11 protein-coding genes are annotated in these 19,078 nt (G+C 70.0%); 6 read left to right on the top strand and 5 right to left on the bottom strand.

What is annotated here, in order from left to right:
- Positions 1-87: 87 nt before the first annotated feature.
- Positions 88-2,487 carry an arylsulfatase gene (locus ACFULV_RS01400; protein WP_378651911.1) on the bottom strand — a complete coding sequence of 800 codons (2,400 nt, stop codon included), beginning with the start codon at positions 2,485-2,487 and terminating at the stop codon, positions 88-90.
- A gap of 264 nt (positions 2,488-2,751) precedes the next feature.
- Here ACFULV_RS01400 and ACFULV_RS01395 point away from each other — a divergent pair, with 264 nt between their 5' ends.
- Genes ACFULV_RS01395 through ACFULV_RS01380 form a run of 4 tightly spaced genes read left to right on the top strand, consistent with a single transcriptional unit; the run spans position 2,752 to position 8,082 of the window.
- Positions 2,752-4,329, top strand: coding sequence for an ABC transporter substrate-binding protein (locus ACFULV_RS01395; protein WP_378651908.1), 1,578 nt, complete (start codon positions 2,752-2,754; stop codon positions 4,327-4,329).
- The gene (locus ACFULV_RS01390; protein WP_378651905.1) at positions 4,326-5,285 is read left to right on the top strand and encodes an ABC transporter permease; all 960 of its coding nucleotides are present in this window, start codon (positions 4,326-4,328) and stop codon (positions 5,283-5,285) included. Before ACFULV_RS01395 ends, ACFULV_RS01390 begins: the two co-directional genes overlap by 4 nt.
- Positions 5,282-6,142, top strand: a complete 861-nt coding sequence (locus tag ACFULV_RS01385) for an ABC transporter permease (RefSeq protein ID WP_378651903.1) — start codon at positions 5,282-5,284, stop codon at positions 6,140-6,142. Before ACFULV_RS01390 ends, ACFULV_RS01385 begins: the two co-directional genes overlap by 4 nt.
- Entirely contained in the window at positions 6,139-8,082 is a 1,944-nt protein-coding gene (locus ACFULV_RS01380) for a dipeptide ABC transporter ATP-binding protein (RefSeq protein WP_378651900.1), read from the top strand. Before ACFULV_RS01385 ends, ACFULV_RS01380 begins: the two co-directional genes overlap by 4 nt.
- A gap of 50 nt (positions 8,083-8,132) precedes the next feature.
- Here the strand turns inward: ACFULV_RS01380 and ACFULV_RS01375 are convergent, their stop codons facing one another.
- The 4 genes from ACFULV_RS01375 to ACFULV_RS01360 form a co-directional block, all read right to left on the bottom strand.
- Positions 8,133-8,288: a hypothetical protein gene (locus tag ACFULV_RS01375; protein ID WP_156677410.1), complete on the bottom strand. Its 156-nt coding sequence runs from the start codon at positions 8,286-8,288 to the stop codon at positions 8,133-8,135.
- Between the two features lie 276 nt (positions 8,289-8,564).
- Positions 8,565-10,304: an NTP transferase domain-containing protein gene (locus ACFULV_RS01370; protein WP_378651898.1), complete on the bottom strand. Its 1,740-nt coding sequence runs from the start codon at positions 10,302-10,304 to the stop codon at positions 8,565-8,567.
- A 134-nt stretch (positions 10,305-10,438) separates the two neighbouring features.
- Positions 10,439-10,729: an MGMT family protein gene (locus ACFULV_RS01365; RefSeq protein ID WP_378632834.1), complete on the bottom strand. Its 291-nt coding sequence runs from the start codon at positions 10,727-10,729 to the stop codon at positions 10,439-10,441.
- Positions 10,730-10,733: 4 nt separating this feature from the next.
- Positions 10,734-11,522, bottom strand: coding sequence for an alpha/beta fold hydrolase (locus ACFULV_RS01360; RefSeq protein ID WP_378651897.1), 789 nt, complete (start codon positions 11,520-11,522; stop codon positions 10,734-10,736).
- A gap of 115 nt (positions 11,523-11,637) precedes the next feature.
- On the opposite strand from ACFULV_RS01360, the gene ACFULV_RS01355 reads away from it, so the two are divergent.
- Both ACFULV_RS01355 and ACFULV_RS01350 read left to right on the top strand, forming a co-directional pair.
- On the top strand, positions 11,638-15,447 hold the full coding sequence (locus tag ACFULV_RS01355; protein ID WP_378651895.1) for an ATP-dependent helicase: 3,810 nt from the start codon (positions 11,638-11,640) through the stop codon (positions 15,445-15,447).
- On the top strand, positions 15,444-19,037 hold the full coding sequence (locus tag ACFULV_RS01350; RefSeq protein ID WP_378651894.1) for an ATP-dependent helicase: 3,594 nt from the start codon (positions 15,444-15,446) through the stop codon (positions 19,035-19,037). The genes ACFULV_RS01355 and ACFULV_RS01350 overlap by 4 nt, the downstream gene beginning before the upstream one ends.
- Positions 19,038-19,078 lie beyond the last annotated feature (41 nt).

Raw genomic sequence — 19,078 nt, 5'->3', positions numbered from 1 at the left:
TCCGGCTGGTAAACGGTATCCGACCTGGTCGCGACTCGATCCTCGGGGCCCGCGCTGAGCGGCGCCCGTCGAATGAGCGGCGGTCCGTCATTCCGCGGCGTACTCGGCCTCCCGTTCCACCGCGTCGATCGTGCGCTGCGGGACCTGCACGGGGCCGGGCGTGTAGGTGATCGCGCGCAGGCTCCCGCTGTAGCGGAACGGTCCGCGGCGTTCGCGCAGATCCCACGAGACCGGGCCGCGCGCGTCGACGCCGACGGAGATCCCGGTCCACGGCGCCATGCCGACCAGTTGTACCTGGTCGGTGAGTTCCGCGAGCGGCGTGCCGTCGACCTGGATGGTGAAGTCCCAGCGCAGACGCGGCTCGATGGTGGCTCGGACGGTGATCTCGCGCGTCCCGATGGGCAGCGGCACGCCCACCGACGCATACCGCCCATAGCTGTTCACGCCGAGCACTACTTCGCCGTCCTCGATGTAGAGCAGGTACCCGCCGAGCGGGTCACCGTGCGCCACGAGCACACCCTCGTCATCGAGCTGGAATCCGGCCACCTCGGCCCGCTCCGCGACATCGGGTGCTGCGTCCGAAGCACGCGATGTCGCGGGCGCCGTCGCGGCGGCGGGCGGTCGGGCCCCCGTCAGGTCGGCGGTGATGGTGAAGTCGCGGTAGGCGATGAGGCGCTGGGAGCGGTAGCGCTCGAGGGTGGGGGTGCCGGGGAGGAGGCGGGCCGGCGCGGCGAATCGGGCTTCTTCGGGGCGGCGGCGGAACAGGTCGGCGCGCGTCAGCAGCGGGAAAACGGTGTTGGCCCAGGCCGATTCGTCCCATGCGGTGGCGAGTTCGGCGGCCTTGTCCGGGTACTGCGCCGAAAGATCGTGCAGCTCTGTGGGGTCGGCGCGCACGTCGAACAGTTGCCAGTTCGGCGCGTCGATGTCGGCGTCGGCATCGTGCAGCGACAGCAGCTTCCAGCCGTCGCGGTAGAAGCCACGATGACCGGTCATCTCCGAGTACTGCTCGGTGTGGCGGGTCGGGGCTGCCGGATCGCGCAGCAGCTCGGCCGCCGAGATTCCGTCGAAGTCTTTGGCGGGCAGCCCGTTACGCACAGAAGGACGGTCCAGACCCGCCAGGTCGAGCAGGGTCGGCGCGAGATCGGTGACGTAGGCGTACTCATGGCGAATACCGGAATCGGTGCCGGTGCGCGGCAACCCCTTCGGCCACGACACCACTAGCGGCACTCGCACGCCGCCGGCGAAGGTCTGGCCCTTGTAGAACCGGAACGGCGTGTTGGACGCCTGACCCCAGCCGCGCGGGTAGTGCACGCCCAGCTTCGCGGTGCCGATCAGGTCCTCGTCGTGCGGGACATCGCCCACCCAGTCGGGATCATCGATGTGGGCGAACTCGGCGAAATAGGAGCGCGTGCCCTCCGGTCCGCCCTCGGCGGTGCCGCCGTTGTCGGAGGTGAACACGATGATGGTGTTGTCCAGTTCGCCGAGGTCGTCGAGCAGGTCGACGATACGACCCAGGCTCTGGTCGATGCTGTCGACCATGCCCGCGTACACCTCCATGTACTTGGCGTAGCGCCGCTGCTCGTCGGCCGAGAGCGAATCCCACTCCGCCGCTTCGTAACCCGGCTCGGTGTTGCGCGGCTTCTGCTCGGTGCCCGGCGGGAACAAGCCCTGGGCCAGCTGTTCGGCGAAGCGTCGCCTGCGCAGTTCGTCCCAGCCCTGGTCGTAGCGACCCCGGTACTTGGCCTGATCCTCGGCCTTGGCCTGCAACGGCCCGTGCATCGCCACGTGCGCGAAGTACAGGAAGAACGGCTTCTCCGCGTCGTGCGCGCGCAGGTCCTTGATATAGGACAGCGCCTTGTCGGTGAGATCGTCGGTGAGGTAATAACCCTCCGGGTACTCCTCCACGTCGACCACCGAGCTGTCCGAGACCAGCTGGTTGGGATAGTAGAAGGAGTTCAGACCCTCCAAAGACCCGTAGTAGCGGTCGAATCCGCGCTGGGTCGGCCAGGAGTCCCGATGCGCCGACGGATTCATCGTGGCGTCGCGCACCAGATGCCATTTGCCCACCGCGTAGGTGGCGTAGCCGTTGCCGCGCAGTATCTCCGGGAGCGTGAGCACATCGTCGGCCAGTTCCAGGCGCAGGCCGGGGTAGCCGGGGTCGGCATTGGCCACGAAGCCGAAACCCGCTCGGTGGGAATTGATGCCGGTGAGCAGCGCCGCGCGCGAGGGCGAGCACAGTGGCGTCGTGTGGTAGTTCGAGAGTCGAACACCCCGGGCCGCGAGGCGGTCCAGGGTCGGTGTCTCGATCTCGGAACCGAACGGGCCGATATCGCTGTAACCCATGTCGTCCACGAGCACGACGACGATGTTCGGCGAACCGGCAGGCGCGGTGGGTGGATACGTCCAATCGGGGGTCGACTCCGCCGACGTGCGACCGGCCGAGCCGCCGAAGGATGCGTAACCGCGAGCATGGGGTGGGACAGGCATTCTGGCAGTAAAGGCGACGTATCCGCTGGTCGCCAGGGTTATGTGCAGTGTGCGTGGAATCGGTGACCGGTCTGCCGCAACTTGTTAGCGTCACTGCCGTGCCCACGAATCAGCCACCCTGCTGCTGTTCGTGTCGCGTCCTGCGCGGCTGACGAACGCCCACGACGTTCGCGGCCGAGCCGATGTGTTCCCTTTCCTGCGGTGCGCTGTGCGCACCCTCCTCGGCCCGCAGCGCGGGCCGATGCGTCTTCGAGGATCTTCACGATGAGTTCAACGGCGAGTGGCTTCGGCCGCCGAAATTTCTTGCGCACCAGCGGCATCGCCGCCGCGGCCATCTTCGGCGGTGCCGCACTGGCGGCCTGCACCTCGGCGGTCTCGGAACAGAGGGCGGGCGGGGACGACGCGACACCGGTGCGCGGCGGCACCCTGAAGGTCGGCATCCGTGAGGACCTGGTGCCGGCGAACCTGCTCACCAACACCGCGGCGACCCCGGTCGTGATCGGCCTGGTCTACGAATCGCTGATCCGCTACCCGAACGACACCCTGGAACCGCAGCCGTTACTGGCCAAGTCGTGGCAGCTCGCCGCCGACGGTCGTTCGCTGAGCCTGGACCTGCGCGACGACGTGAAGTTCCACAGCGGGCGTCCCTTCACCGCCAAGGATGTGGAGTTCTCGCTGCGCACCTACGCCGACGCCAAATGGTCGGCGCAGCTGCGTAGCTCGGCCGCTGCCGTCACCGGTTTCGACATCGTCTCGCCGACGCGGATCGTGTTGCAGCTCGCCCATCCGCTGAGCAACATCTACGACCTGCTCGACACCGTGCCGATCCTGGACAGCGAAACCGCGGACAAACTCGGCACCGGCGACACCTACATCGGTACCGGCCCGTTCAAATATGTCGAGCGGGTGCCGAACTCGCAGTTGATCTTCGAGAAGAACCCGAACTACTGGGTGCCCGAGCGCCCATACCTCGACCGGGTCGAGGTCTCGATCATCCCCGACCCGAACGCGCTGCTCAACGCGTTGAAGTCCGGTCAGATCGCCGCGGCGCGCGAACTCGGCTACCGCGATGCCGAAAATCTCGGCAAGAGCGGCGGATTCACGGTGCACGATCTCGAAGGCGCCGAGCTGCAAGCCTATGTCGGCGTCAATGTGACCGAGCCGTCGCTGGCCGATGTCCGGGTCCGCCAGGCCATCGCCTTCTCCCTCGACCGCGACCGCATCATCAACGAGGTGTTCCGGGGCGCGGGATATCCGCTGAACGTGCCGTGGCCGAAGAACTCGCCCGCCTTCGACGAATCCCGCAACACCAAGTACAAGCGTGACATCGACAAGGCCAAGCAGCTCCTCGGCCAGACGGCCAAGCCGCCGAAGCTGCCGCTGACCTTCGCCCCCGGTTACGGCGAGGTCGCCCAGATCGTGCAGGCCAACCTCGCCGACGTGGGCATCGAGGTCGAACTCGACCCGGTCGACGCCGCCACCTTCGTCAAGCAGCTCACCGGCCAGCAGTTCCGCGGTCTGTGGGTCACCGACCATTCGTGGGCGCAGTTCGTCCCGTCGACTCTGACGGTGAGCGCCTACCCGTTCAACGCCCGCCGCAATGCCTCACGCTACGAATCGCCCGCCTACACCGCGGCCGCCGACACCGCGTGGCAGCTGGCGCAGGGCACCGGGCCCGAAGCGGTCCGCGCCTACCAGGCGGTCACCGACCAGCTGCTCGAGGGGCTGTTCCTGATCGAGATCGGTGTGCGTTTCCAGCAGTACTCCACCGTCAGCAAGGTGCACGGTTTCGCCTGGACCAAGCGGCGCGAGCCCGTCCTCACCGACACCTTCCTGTCATGACGCGCTACCTGCTGCACCGGCTCCCCTCGGCGCTGCTGGTGCTGTTCGGCGCCTCGGTGCTGATCTTCCTGCTGCTGCGGCTCGTTCCGGGTGACCCCGCCACCATCCTGGCGGGCAACGACGCGACCCCGCAGACCATCGAGGTGATCCGCCACCAGCTCGGCCTCGACCGATCGATCCCCGTGCAGTATCTGCAGTGGCTCGGCGACGTGTTCACCCTCGATCTCGGTCGCTCCTACATCATCGGCGGCGAGATCACCGACCTGGTCGGCCGCGGGCTCACCAACACGCTGGTGCTCACGGTGACCGCACTGCTGCTGGCCGTGGTGGTGAGCCTGGTCGTGTCGGTGGCGTCGGTGCTGTGGCCGAGCCGCTGGCTGAATACTGTGGTCGCCGCCGCTAATACGATCGCGGTCGCGCTGCCGACATTCGTGGTGGGACCGCTGCTGGTGCTGGTGTTCGCCGTCGCGATTCCGGTGCTGCCCGCGGGCGGGGTGCCGCCGGACGGATTCATCGCCCGGCCCGATATCGCCGTGCAGTACCTGCTGCTGCCCGCGATCTGCCTCGCGTTGCCGGTGTCGGCGGCGCTCACCCGGTTCCTCACCGAAGCGCTGCGCACCGAACTCGCGAAACAGTATGTGCTGACAGCACGTTCACTCGGCGTCGGATATCGCGAGATCGTCACCCGTGGCGCACTGCGCAACGCGCTGCCGACCATGCTCACCGTGCTCGGCATCCAGACCGGGCAGCTGCTCGGTGGTGCGGTGCTCGTGGAGGCGGCCTTCGTGTGGCCGGGGATCGGGCAGCTCATCGAGCAGGGGATCAGTCGTCGTGACTATCCGCTCGTGCAGGTGCTGTTGCTGCTGTCGGTGGCGGTGTTCGTGGTGATCCAGCTGATCACCGATGTCGCGCACGCGTGGCTGGACCCGCGGATTCGCATCGGAGGACGCTCGTGACTGTCGCGAAAACCACGGTGGCTGTGGATCGATCACCACGGCACGAGGGGTCCTTGCGCGCGCTGCGTCGTGGGCAGGGGCTGGCCGGGGTACTGCTGGTCGCTGTGGTGGCACTGGCCGGGGTGTTCGCCGGGCTGCTCAGCTCCTACGATCCGCTCACCCAGATCCCCGGCGCCAACCTGCTGGGCCCCAGCGCGCAGCACTGGCTCGGCACCGACCACCTCAACCGTGACGTGGCCGCCAGGGTGCTGGCCGGTATCCGGATCGACCTGCTGATCGCGCTGCTCGCCGTGCCGATCGGGGCCCTGGTCGGTGCGCTGGTCGGGCTGGCCGCCACCGCCCATCCGATCGCGGACGTGACCGTCCAGCGGGTGTTCGATCTGATCCTGGCCTTCCCCACACTGATCTTGGGGATCACGCTCGCCGCGATCACCGGGCCCGGCTGGCACGCGGTGGTCATCGTGATCATCGCCGCCGAGATCCCGATCTTCGGCAGGCAGATCCGCACGGCGGTACTGGCCGTGCGCGAACAACCGTTCGTGGAAGCCTCGGAGGTGATCGGCGCCGATACCTGGTGGACCTTGCGAAAGCATGTGCTGCCCAATGTGATCGAACCGCTCGGCGTCCAGTTCGCGCTGTCGCTGTCGGTGGCGGTGTTCATCGAAGGCGCGATGAGTTTCATCGGGATCGGCGTGCTGCCGCCGCAGCCGTCGCTGGGTTCGCTGATCGCAGGCTCGATCGCCAACCTCGACGCCAACCCGTGGATCGCGATCGGACCGCTGGTCGTGGTGGCCGCGTTGACCCTGGGATTCCTGTTGATCGCCCAAGCATTGGGCCGGGCGAGGAGATTGGCATGAGCACACCATCCGACCAGCTCGACCCCGTGCTCGACATCGACGAGTTGACGGTGAGTTTCGGCGACCGGACGGTCGTCGACCGGGTGAGCTTGCGGGTTCGCCGGGGTGAAGTCGTCGCCCTCGTCGGGGAATCCGGCTCGGGCAAGTCGCTCACCGCGCGATCGGTGCTCGGGCTGCTGCCGGAGACCGCGCGGGCAGGCGGGTCGATCCGGCTCGCGGGGACGCAGGTCGTCGGTGCCGCCGAATCGGCGTTGCGGGACCTGCGTGGAACCAAGGCCGCCATGGTCTTCCAAGAACCGCAGACCGCGCTGAACCCGGTGCAGAAGATCGGCACCCAGATCGCGCAGGCGCTGCGCGCGCACGGCGTGACCGACAAGGCCACCGCGCGAACCCGCGCGATCGAACTGCTCACGGCAGTGGACATTCCGGAGCCGGACAAGCGCCTCGACTGGTATCCGCATCAGCTCTCCGGCGGGCAGAAACAGCGCGTGGTCATCGCACTCGCCCTGTCCGGCGAGCCGGCACTGCTCATCGCCGACGAACCGACCACCGCACTCGATGTCACCGTGCAGGCCGAGATCCTCGCGCTGCTGCGCACCCTGCAACGTCAGCGCGGGACGGCGATCCTGTTCATCACCCACAACCTCGGGGTGGTCGCGGAGATCGCCGACCGGGTCGTGGTGATGCGCGAGGGGCGGGTGGTCGAAGAGCAGACGGTGTTCGGGTTGTTCGCCGAACCGGGCGAGGACTACACGCGGACGCTGCTGGCGGCGGTGCCGCGGTTGCCCGCGGTGTCGTCGCGGGGTGGAGATCCAGAACCTGCCACCGATGCCGCGGCGGACAGTGCCGCCCCGGATGCTGCCGAGATCATCGAGGCTTCGGTCGACGCCGGTGCGCCGGGTGGTGACAGTTCCACGGTGCAGGCCGACGACAGCGAAACCGGTGCGGTCGGTGCGTCCGACCACGACGACGAGCCGGCGGACCTGGCCGACGAGCCGGCCGATGCGCCGTCGGAGGGCAGTGTTCGCAGGATTCTGCGGCGGGTCGTCGTGCGTGGGCCCGCGGTGGTCGCCGAGAAGGGCGGTGGGCGTGGCGAGTCCGAGTACCGCGACGTGCTGCGGATCGACGACCTGTCGGTGGTGTACCCGGGACGCCACGGTGGCGCGTCCTTCCCCGCCCTGCAGGACATTTCGCTCACCCTCGGTCCACGTGAGGTCCTCGGGCTGGTCGGTGAATCCGGGTCGGGCAAGAGCACACTGGGGCGCACCGCGCTCGGACTCGTGCCCGCCACCACGGGACGAGTAGAGCTGCAAGGTGTCGCGCTGGCGGGGTTGTCGCGGCGCGAGCTGCGCGGACTACGCAAGCATGTCGCACTGGTGCATCAGGACGTGAGTGCCTCACTCGATCCGCGACGCACTGTCGCCGACTCGATCGGCGAACCGTTGCAGGTGCATCGGGCCGCATCGGGGACTCTGTTGCAGGCCAAGGTCGAGAACCTGCTCGAATCGGTGCGGCTGCCGAGGGATTACGCGCAGCGCAGGCCGGGGGAGTTGTCCGGCGGGCAGCGTCAGCGGGTGGCGCTGGCTCGCGCGCTGGCCTTGGCGCCGCGCCTGCTGGTGGCCGATGAGCCGACCAGCGCGCTCGATGTGTCGGTGCAGGCGCAGGTGCTGGACCTGTTCGCCGACCTCCGGGCCGAGTACGGCTTCGCCAGCTTGTTCATCAGTCACGATCTGGCCGTGGTGCACCAGGTCGCCGACCGGGTTGTGGTGCTGCGGCAGGGCCGGATCGTCGAAACCGGCGAGGCGCGCGCGGTATTCGCCGCACCGGCTCAGGAGTACACCCGCCGCCTGGTCGACGCGGTACCCGTTCCCGATCCGTCGACGGCTCGGCGTGGGCGGGACGGATCCGGGGCAGGCGCGCTGCTGAGCATCGGGGCATGACGTGGACGAGCCGCCGGTAGCGATACCGGCGGCTCGTCGACACACGTATTTCAGTGATGGCCGGGGCGGCGCTGTTCACGCCGATCGTCCTGGCCTGCTCGCGTCATCCCTTGCGAGTCCTGCCCCTGCTCCTGCCGCTGCTCCTGCTGCTGGCGCGGCATCTGCTTGGGCATTTTCTTCGGTGCTTTTTTAGACTTGTCAGCCATCTCCACACGGTCCTTTCCGAGGGATAAGTGATTAAGCCTTCAACGCACTGTCCGACGCAATCCACCTCGCGTGCGGGGCGTCCCACGCCTGACCCGTCCAACAATAAGCACCATTACGGCACTAGGGTAGACCTGCGGCGAAAATAGGTTTCTGACCTGTGCGAATGCGGCGTGTCAAGCGCACTTCGGCGTGCTGCGGCCAATTAATCCGGACTTCGCCGTTCTGTGACAATGCGAGAATTGCGGCGAGTGCGCGAGATTCGATCTCGATCATTGTCAGGAGAGGAGGGGGATGAATTCGACGATTGATCCGTCGGTGGCATTCGGGGGGACGATGACCAGGCCGTCACGGTCGATCAGGCCGGCGAGGTGGGCGGTGCGGACTGTGGGGTCGCCGAGCCAGCCGCCGTCGGGGGCGTAGCGGGCGGGGGTGATGCGCTGGACCGGGGCGGTGATGTCGGCGGCGTTGTGGAGCGGGCCGAGGATTTTTCGGGGGAGGGGGGAGCCGGTGCGGGCGGCGACGATCGCGGGGGTGAGGGCGAGGAGGACGGCGATGGCGGCGAAAGGGTTGCCGGGAAGGCCGAGGACGGTCTGGCCGGTGGGCAGTTCGGCGACCACGGTGGAACCGCCTGGGCGCAGGGCGAGTCGGGGAACCAGGACGCGGGCTTCGGCTCGGGCGATGGCGGTACGGAGTTGATCGGCCGCGCCGCCGCCGGTGGCGCCGACCACGACCATCAGGTCGAAATCCGAGGTGCCGGTGAGCATGTCGTCGAATCCGTGGGCGGTGTCGCGCAGATGGACTCGGTCGGTGACGCGAACGCCGCAGCCCGCGAGCAGATCTGGCAGGACGGGCCCGATCGAATCGCGGGTCTGGCCGGTCTGGAGCGGGCCGGTGCTGCGAATCTCGTCGCCGGTCATGACAATTCGCGCACGCACCGGTCCGCGAACCGTGCCGGTGGTGACCTCCACCGAGGCCGCTGCCGAGCGCAGGGCGGCGGTGACCCGGGTGCCCGCCGGTGCGACGAGGTCGCCGATCTTCCTGTCCTCACCGCTCTTTCGGACGTCGCCGCGGATCGGGCTGTCGGGCAGGCGGGCCAGCTCGTCGCCGGTGATGGCGGCGAATTCGTCGCGCACCACCGACGTGGTGCCGTCCGGAACGTGGGCGCCGGTGGCGATGCGCACCGCCTCGCCGGGCAGCAGGCCCGCCGGTCGCGCACCACCCGCGAATCCGACGTCGCGGCGCAACTGCCACGGGCCGTCGCCACATACGGCGTAACCGTCCATCGCCGAGACATCGAAGCGGGGGAGTGGCCCCGCGGCGGTGATCGCGGCGGCCAGCGCGGCACCGGAGACTTCGCCCAGCGCGGCCTCGTAGGTGATCAGGGGTGTCAGGCCGGAACCGATCCGCTCGCGCGCTTCGGTGAGATCGAGGCGGGCCGACGCGCGGTCGGTGGCCAAGGATTCGCGCGCGCGGCGGACCTCTTCCTCGGTATCGCAGTCGGCGATGTCGGGCAGCTCGACCAGGACGGTCTCGGCGGGCACGATGGCTTTCATCGGCTGGTTCACCAGTGAATCCAGTTCGGCCAGCGCCGCCACCAGCGCGCTGCGTCGCCAGACACCGACCAGGTACTGCGGGCGACCGGAAGCATCGATCGCGAAAACGGCATCAGCGGTGGACTCGGTTGCGCTGCGCAGCAGTTCGTGGACGGTCACGTCGGTCAGGAAGGGCATGTCGGCCGCGAGTACGACGACCAAGGGCGCGGTGGAGCCGAGTGCGGTGAGACCGGTGCCGATCGCCGCGACCGGGCCGGAACCCGGTGGCACCTCACGAACCTGCCCGAACCGCGCGTCGAGTTCGGGACGATGCGGACCGACCACGACGACCTCGGCGCAGTCGCGCACCGCATCCAGCGCGGCATCGAGCATCGACCGCCCACCGATCATGATCGCCGGTTTGTCGACGCCACCCATCCGACTGGCTCGCCCACCGGCGAGCACGATCGCATCGGCGGTCATCGGCTGACTCGGAATCGGGTGATCGGCACGAAAGTCATGCTAGTAGGCGCGGCCCGGATGCTAGAGCCCCCGCAGCCGAGCGTGCCGCTCCCGCCGGGAAGTCCGTGGCGGATGCGGAGCAACGATCGGCGTGCTCAGAGTCGCGCCGTCCGCAGAACGACCCGGCCGTCGACGATCGGGACGCCCTCCTCGCCGAGAAGCCGGAGCTGACGAGCGGCCAGGTGGGCGGCGGGACGTCCGGACGCGCCGATGACGCGGTGCCACGGGAGGTCGGCGGAATCGGTGCGCATGATCCAGCCGACCGTACGGGCCGAGGACAGCCCGGCCGCGGCCGCGATATCGCCGTAGGTGGCGACCCGGCCGGGCGGAATCGCGGCGACCAGTTCGCGGACCTTCTCCACCTGTTCCTCCGTCGTGACGGCCATCGGGCTACAGCACCGCGGCGATCAGCGCGGCCGTGTCGGCGGGGCGGGCCTGGGCGACCATGTGGTCGCAGTCCCAGACCTCGGCGGTGAACGTGTCGAGGTGGGCGGTGAGGGCGTCGAGGAACTCCGCGGTGACATACGGCGGCTGCACCTTGGCGGCGCGCACCAGCACCGTCGGCAGGTCGGCGGGCGGCAGCACGAACGGTCGCGCCAGCTGACCCCAGTACGAGGTGATCGCCGGTTGGAAGATGCGCCAGCCGACCCGGCCGCCCTCGGTCGGCACGAGGTGCTCGGCCAACTCCCGTTCCAGCACCTCGGGATCGACCTCGTCGGGTCCCCACGCGCTGACCTGCTTGTCGGAGCGGGCTTCGGCAAGATCGGTGTAATCGGGGGAGGCCAGGTTGGCGAGGGCGACCTGCTCGATCAGCTTCGCGTCGATGCCGATGGCGGGATCGAGCAGGACCAGCGCCCGCACGAGGTCGGGGTGCTGCCGGGCCAGATGGATGCCGGCGGCGCCGCCGAAGGAGTGGCCGACCACGACGACCGGGCCGTCGGTCTCGGCGTGCAGCAGCTGCGCGAGATCGGCGACGATCGTTTCCAGATCCCAGGGCGGCAGCGAGGTGGAACGACCGTGTCCGCGCAGGTCGGGGGCGATGATCCTGGCCTGGGGCAGATGCTCGGTGGCGAGGGTTTCCCACCGGTTGCCATGGCCGGTGAGACCGTGCAGGGCGAGGACGACGGGACCGTCGGCGGGGCCGAATCGGTGCACATGAAGCGACGACACGACTGCCATTCTGGCCGGTCGCGCGAGGTCTCGCAGCGTGTCCCTCCGGTAGGGGTGCGCCGGTGTGTCGGACTGGTCTGTTGCAATAGCCGATGTGGTGCGATCGGATAGCTCGGTGCGACTCGTGCGCCGGACAACGCGGGCGCCCCGGCCGCGGGCCTGGGGTGCGTCCGTTCGCGCGCTGTTCGCCGAGCAGGCCCAGCCCGCGCCGCCGCGTCCCGGGTGGCGACCGTGGCAGGTGATGGGCGGGCCGGGGACGGGCAAGACCGCGCTGCTGGTGGATCTGGTGACCGCGCGGATCGCCGACGGTGCCGACCCGGCGTCGGTCCTGGTCCTCACGCACACCAAGCACGCGGCCGCGGCGTTGCGGGATGCGATCACCCACCAGCTGGGACCTGCCGCGGGTGGTATCCCGGGCGCGAGCCGGGAACCGATGGTGCGCACGTTGCACTCCTACGCGTTCTCGGTGCTGCGCCGGCACGCGGACCTGCACGGCAATCCGCCGCCGCGGCTGCTCACCGGCGCCGAACAGGACGCGGTGCTGCGGGAGATGCTGCGCGGAGATCTCGCCGACATCGAAGCGGGGGCGGGCGGTTTGTGGCCGCCGCGATTACAGCCCGCACTGGCACTGGGCGGGTTCGCCGAGCAACTGCGTGACCTGATGCTGCGCGCGACCGAGCGCGGGCTCGGCCCGGAAGACCTGATGGCGCTCGGTCGCGAGCACGACAACGACGCGTGGGTGGCGGCCGGGCGCTTCTTCCAGCGGTACGAACAGGCGTCGATGCTGCGGTGGTCGGTCGGTGTCGCCGCGCCGGAGGCCACCGCGCCCGCGCTCGACGCCGCGGAACTGGTCGGCGCGGCGCTCGATGCCCTCGCCGGAGACCGGAATCTGCTTGCCGCCGAACGGGATCGGATCCGCTACCTGCTCGTCGACGACGCACAGCACCTCGACCCGCAGGCCGCGACACTCGTGCGCGCCATCGGCAGCGGCAGCGCGAGCACCGTCGTCACCGGCGACCCGGACCAGGCGGTCTTCACCTTCCGCGGCGCGGATTCGCACTTCCTCACCGACCTCGACACCGTCGCGCAGCGGCGGATCATCCTGCGTCACAACCATCGCAGTGGTGCGCCGATCCGCTTGGCGAATGCGCGCATCGCGGCGAGGTTGCCGGGGAGCGCACGGCACCGGGTACTCCCGGGGCAGGAGAACGAACCACCCGAGCCCATCGGTCAGCCTGTCGCCCAGGGTCCGGGAATCGAAGTTGACGTTGATCTGTTCGCGCACGCCGGCCCGAGCGCGGAACCAGATCTTCGGCCGGTGCCAGTGGATCTGCCGCCTGCCGACGAACCGCCACCTGATGACGAATGGGCGCCCCCGGCGGATCTGCCTCCCGCCGACGAACCGCCGCCCGATGACGAGTGGACGCCCCCGGCCGATCTGCCGCCCACCGACGAGTCGAGTGTGCGGGTGCGGGTGTTGTCGACTCCGGCGAAGGAGGCGGCGCTGATCGCCGACCACCTGCGCCGCGCGCACCTCACCGATGGTGTGCCGTGGTCGGCGATGGCGGTGATCGTGCGGTCGGTGCCGTTGTCGCTGGCGCCGTTGCGGCGGGCCCTGCTGGCGGCCGGGGTGCCGGTGCGCAGGCCCGCGGTAGCCGAGCCGTTGGCACGTCGGCGCGGCGCGGCGTGGATGGTGCTGGCGCTGCGGGTGTTGCTGGCGGGGGATGCGTCGCGGCCGGGTTCGCGTCGGGCGATCGATGCGATGTTCTCGTCGGACGACGCGATGGATCTGCTGTCCGGGCCGCTCGGCGGGGCCGACCAGATCGCCCTGCGCCGGTTGCGGCGCGGTGTGCGGCGCAGCGTGCTCGACCTGGAACGCACGGGTGCGCTCGCCGAACCCTTCGTCGATGGTGCCGACCAGTTCCTGCTCTGGGACGAAGCCGTGCCCGCGCCGGAAATCGCCGAACCCGAACCGGATCCGATCGACGACGAATGGTTGCCGCCCCCGGACCCCGAGGATCCGCTGCGCCCGGAACCGGAACCGGACTGGGATGTCGCCGAACGGCTGCCCGACGATATCGACCTCCTCGATGCCGAAAACCCGCCTGCCGCGCGCACTGTCGTGGAAACCGTGCGCCCGGAGTCGCCCGCGGTGCCGCTGATCGATCAGTCCTCGGCCGAAGTGTTGCGTGACCTGATCGTCGGTATCGGCGAGGAACGGCTGCTCGACGGGCTCACCGAGGTCGAGGCGGCGCCGCTGCGTCGCGTGTTGCGCGCGGTGGCGAAGGCGAAGGAGACCCAGGCCAGAGGGCAGGGGCTCGAAGACGTGCTGTGGACGTTGTGGACGAATTCGCGGCTGGAACGCCGCTGGTTCCGGCAGTCGCGACGTGGCGGGGCGTCGGGCATGCAGGCCGACCGCGACCTCGACGCGGCCGTCGAATTGTTCGATGCCGCAGCCGCTTACGTCGACCGGTTGCCCAAGGCGAGCATCGACGGGTTCGTCGAATATCTGCTGCACCAGCAACTCGCACAACAGGGCAGGCCGCTGACCGCGGAGGGCGAGGCGGTGACCCTGCTCAGCGCGCACGCCGCGGCGGGCCGGGAATGGGACGTGGTGGCGGTGGCCGCCGTGCAGGAGGGCATCTGGCCCAACCCACGCTCGCGGGGCACGTTGCTGCACACCGAGGACCTCGTCGACCTGGTCGCCGGGGTCGACCCGAGCGCGACCGTGAGCCGGGCCGCGCCGATCCTGGCCGAGGAACGCAGGCTGCTGCTCGTGGCGTGCAGCCGCGCGCGGCGGTCGTTGCTGGTGACCGCCGTCGAATCCGCCGCGGGAGACCAGGATCTGGTGCCCTCGCGGTTTCTCACCGAACTCGTCGGCGACGACGACAGCGGCGAACCCGGCGCGCTGCCGGTCGCCGATCCCGGGCGGGCGCTGGTGATGCACGCGCTGGTCGCCGAACTGCGCGGGGTGGTGTGTGATCCCGGTGCCGACCCCGAGCGTCGTGACCGGGCCGCACGGCAGCTGGCGCGCCTGGCCGACGCGGGTGTGCCCGGTACCGACCCCGGCGACTGGTACGGCACCGCCGAACTCAGTTCGCAGCGCGAACTCTGGGACGACGACGACTCCCCGATCGGGTTGTCACCGTCGACGGTCGAACTGCTGCGCACCTGTCCGCTGCGGTGGGCCCTGGAACGGCACGGCGGCACCGACGGTGACAACCCGCACGCCGTGAAGGGCAATCTCGTGCACACGCTCGTGCAGGCGCTGGCGGGCGATGTCCCCGAGGCGCAGGTGCGGGCGGCGCTGGATCAGGCGTGGAAAACGGTCGACCCGGCCGACGGCTGGCATTCGCGCCAGGAACTGCGCCGCACCGAGACGATGCTGGAGACCTTCCTCTCCTGGGTGCGCACCACGCGCGGCGAACTCACCCAGGCCGGGGTGGAGGTGCCGGTGGACTGTGTGCTGCCCGCGCGCACGGAAGGCGCACGGGCCGTGCGCATTCGGGGGCGCATCGATCGGCTCGAACGAGATGCGCAGGGGCGCTTCGTCATCGTCGACGTGAAGACGGGCAAGACGCCGGTCAGCGAGAAGGCGGTCGCCGATCACGCGCAGCTGGCGACCTACCAGGTGGCGGCCGCGCACGGGGCGCTGGACGAGGACGAGTCCGACGAACCTGCCCCCGTGACCGACCCCGGTGGCGCGCGGTTGGTCTATGTCGCCAAGCCGAACCGCAAGACCGGTGCGACCGAACGGACACAGAGCGCGCTCGACGGCGACGGTCTCGATCAGTGGCGCACCACCATTCACGACGCGGCCGACGCGACGCGCGGGCCCGGCTATCTGGCGGTGCGCAACGACGGGTGCCGGCACTGCCCGGTCGCGGGCAGTTGCCCGGTGCAGGACACCGGACGGCAGGTGACCGACGAGTGAGCGGTGTGCGCGTCACCCCGCAACGGCTGGCCGACGCGCTCGGCCTGCCGCCCCCGACCGATGAGCAGTCGGCGGTCATCGCCGCGCCGCCGGAGCCGACGCTGGTCGTCGCGGGCGCGGGCGCGGGCAAGACCGAGACGATGGCCGCGCGCGTGGTGTGGATGGTGGCCAACCAGCTGGTCGCTCCGGACGAAGTACTCGGGTTGACCTTCACCCGAAAAGCCGCCCAGCAGTTGACCTCCCGGATCCGGACCCGCCTCGCCCGGTTGGCGGGCGCGCCGCTGCTGCGTGAGATCGATCCCAGCGGCGCGTTGCGCACGATCGTCGCCGGTGCCGAGCCCGAGATCAGCACCTACCACTCGTACGCGGGCAGGCTGCTCACCGCGCACGGACTGCTGTTGCCGGTGGAACCCTCGGCGGCGCTGCTCACCCAGACCCAGCTGTGGCAGCTCGCGCACGAGGTGGTGCGGTCCTGGGACGGCGATCTCGACACCGATCGCACGCCGGTCTCGGTGACCGAGGCGGTGCTCGCCCTGTCCGGGCAGCTCGCCGAACATCTGGTGGAACCGGAGCAATTGGCCGAGGCACACGCGGAGCTGGAGAAACTCGTCTACACGCTGCCCGCGGGCCCCCGGCAACGCGGCGGACCGAGCCAGGCACTGGTCGGCGTGGTGACCGCGCAACGGGAGCGCGTTGCCCTGCTCCCACTGGTTCGCCAGCTCGCCGAAGCCCTGAACCGCCGTGGCGCACTGGATTTCGGCTCCCAGATGTCGCTGGCCGCGCAATTGGCCGTCGACCATCCCGAAGTCGCGGCCGCCGAACGCGCGCGGTTCAAACTGGTCCTGCTCGACGAATACCAGGACACCGGGCACGCGCAACGGGTGCTGTTGTCGGCGCTGTTCGGCAATGCCGAAGCGGTACAACGGGATCGGCAGCGACAGCCCGTTCTGATCCGGGGTGAGGCGTCCCCGGCCCGAACTCGCGAAGCCGACACCTTGTTCGCGATGGATGAGCAGGATTCGGCATCCCCGCAGGTTCGCGACCGTGGACAGCAGGACGGCATCTCGGGTACGCGGTCGCCGGACGCGGCGGCAGAGGAAGCCGCCCCGCTCGCGGTGACGGCGGTGGGTGATCCCATGCAATCCATCTACGGATGGCGGGGCGCGTCGGCGGCCAACCTGCCGAGGTTCGCCACCGATTTCCCCGCTGCGCCAGGGGTGCCCGCGCCGGTGCTGCCGCTGCTGACCAGCTGGCGGAACCCGCCCGAAGCGCTGGCGCTGGCGAACCTGGTGGCGGATCCGTTGCGGGCGGTGGCGCGGGCGGGCGGTGGGGCGACGGTGGACGCGTTGCGGGCCAAGCCGCAATCGCATGCGGGGGTCGTCGAGTTCGCGCTGACCGAAACCATCGCGCAGGAGCGGGACTGGATCGCCGAGCGGATCGCGCGCGAGTGGGCGACGGCGCGGGAGAACGAGGGGCCGCCGCCTACCTCGGCGGTGCTCATCCGGCGCAATGCCGATGCGGCGCCGCTGGCAGAGGCGTTGCGCGAGCAGGGATTGCCGGTGGAGATCGTCGGGCTCGGTGGGTTGCTGGCGACGCCGGAGGTCGCCGATATCGTCGCCACGCTGCGGTTGATCGCCGAGCCGGGGACCGGGAGCGCGGCGGTCCGCATTCTCACCGGGGCCCGGTGGCGGATCGGGGTGGCGGACCTGGCCGCGCTGGCGCGGCGGGCGCAGATGCTGTCCATCAGCAGCGGGTCGGGTGCCACCGACGCCATCACCGACGCGGCCGGACTCGCGACGGCGTTGCGCGAGGTCGCGCCCGAACCGACCGAGAAAGCCGGTCTCGCCGACGCCATCGCCGACCCCGGTGCGGCGGACCAGTATTCGGAGGCCGGGTTCGCGCGGATCGCGGCCCTGAGCGAGGAGCTGGCCGCACTGCGCGAACGCAGTGGGCAGCCGCTGGTGGAACTCGTCGCCGATGTGGAACGGACCATCGGCGTCGGGGTCGAGACCCAGGCCAGGCGGGCGATCGCCGGTGGCGGCGCCGGACGCGAGCACCTCGATGCCTTCGCCGAGGTGGTCGCCGGGTACGCGGCCGATTCCCGGGCGTCACTGAGCGGCTTGCTGGCCTTCTTCACCGCGGCGGAATCGGTCGAAAACGGTTTGGAGCCAGGCGAAGTCGAGGTCGCGCGTGACCGGGTGCAGGTGCTCACCGTGCACGCCGCCAAGGGCCTGGAATGGGAAGTCGTCGCGGTGCCGCACGTGAGCGCCACGGTGTTCCCATCGACCACCGCGCTGAGCACCTGGCTCGGCGCGCTCACCGAACTCCCCACCACGCTGCGCGGCGACCGCGCCCAGCCGGACGCGTCCGAGGGCGTGCCCGTCCTCGACCTGAGCGCCGTGGGCGACCGCTCCGAACTCGAACACGCGATCGCCGATCACAAGGACGCGCTCAAGAGCCGCCGGCTCGACGAGGAACGGCGCCTGTTCTACGTAGCGCTCACCAGAACCGAACGGGTGCTGCTGGTTTCGGCCTACTACTGGCCCGAGACGGGGACCTCCCAGAAGGGCCCGTCGGACTTCCTGCTCGAGCTCAAGGAAGCGAACGAGAACCCGGACAGCGAGGCCTACGGCGTCGCCACCGTCGCCCGCTGGGACGACAAGCCACCACCGGACGCGGTGAACCCGTTCGCCGACAACCCACCGACCGCCCCGTGGCCACGCGACCCACTGGGCCACCGTCGCGATCCCATCGAACAGGGCGCCGCGCTCGTCCGCGAAGCACTCGACGAATTGCGCAGCGGCACCTCGGTTGCCGACAGCACCGCCGAGGATCAGGCCGAGATCGACGACCCCGAGGGCTGGGTCAACGATGTCGACGCCCTCCTCGCCGAATTCACCGCCGCCGAACTCGCCGAACAGCAGGTGGAACTTCCCGGCCAACTCCCCGCCACCGCCCTCGTCGAACTTCGCGCCGACCCGACCCGCTTGGCCGCCCGCCTGCGCCGCCCGCTCCCGTACCCCCCGAACCCGATGGCCCGGCGCGGCACCGCCTTTCACGCCTGGGTGCAATCCTGGTTCGGCACCGAACAGCTGCTCGGCCTCGACGAACTGCCCGGCGCCGCCGACAGCACCACCGAAATGGGACGCGCCGACCAGGAACTCGCCGCCATGCAGTCCGCCTTCCGCCGTTCACCATGGGCGCACCGCAACCCGGTCGACGTGGAAGTGCCCTTCGAAACCAGCATCGCGGGCACGGTGATTCGCGGCCGCATGGACGCCGTCTTCGCCGAACCCGGCGGCCGCTGGATCGTGGTCGACTGGAAGACCGGCGCCGAACCCGGCCCCGCCGACGAGCCCGCCGTCGCCATGCAGCTGGCCGTCTACCGCCTCGCCTGGGCCCGCCTGATGGCCGCCCGCACCGGCGAGACCGAGGACCGGATGCTCCAACGTGTCGGCGCCGCATTCCATTACATCCGCTCCGGCCGCACCATCGCCCCCGCGCAACTGGCGGGCCCCGCCGAGCTGGAGCGCCTCATCCGCGACGCGGCACCGGAAAACGCCGACACCGATCCACACGAGACCCACTGAGCCGATAGTGTTGCGGTCGCCGCCGGGTTTTCGGCCGCCTT

The organism is Nocardia sp. NPDC057272 (assembly GCF_042668615.1).
Lineage (GTDB): Bacteria > Actinomycetota > Actinomycetes > Mycobacteriales > Mycobacteriaceae > Nocardia.
The sequence above is the reverse complement of the archived record's forward strand: the minus strand, read 5'-3'. Positions and strand labels throughout refer to the sequence as shown.

What these genes read in the sequence shown, in the direction of transcription:
- ACFULV_RS01400 (WP_378651911.1), bottom strand. Translation starts at nt 2,487, where the DNA reads ATGCCTGTCCCACCCCATGCTCGCGGTTACGCATCCTTCGGCGGCTCG.
- ACFULV_RS01395 (WP_378651908.1), top strand. Translation starts at nt 2,752, where the DNA reads ATGAGTTCAACGGCGAGTGGCTTCGGCCGCCGAAATTTCTTGCGCACC.
- ACFULV_RS01390 (WP_378651905.1), top strand. Translation starts at nt 4,326, where the DNA reads ATGACGCGCTACCTGCTGCACCGGCTCCCCTCGGCGCTGCTGGTGCTG.
- ACFULV_RS01380 (WP_378651900.1), top strand. Translation starts at nt 6,139, where the DNA reads ATGAGCACACCATCCGACCAGCTCGACCCCGTGCTCGACATCGACGAG.
- ACFULV_RS01375 (WP_156677410.1), bottom strand. Translation starts at nt 8,288, where the DNA reads ATGGCTGACAAGTCTAAAAAAGCACCGAAGAAAATGCCCAAGCAGATG.
- ACFULV_RS01370 (WP_378651898.1), bottom strand. Translation starts at nt 10,304, where the DNA reads ATGACCGCCGATGCGATCGTGCTCGCCGGTGGGCGAGCCAGTCGGATG.
- ACFULV_RS01365 (WP_378632834.1), bottom strand. Translation starts at nt 10,729, where the DNA reads ATGGCCGTCACGACGGAGGAACAGGTGGAGAAGGTCCGCGAACTGGTC.
- ACFULV_RS01360 (WP_378651897.1), bottom strand. Translation starts at nt 11,522, where the DNA reads ATGGCAGTCGTGTCGTCGCTTCATGTGCACCGATTCGGCCCCGCCGAC.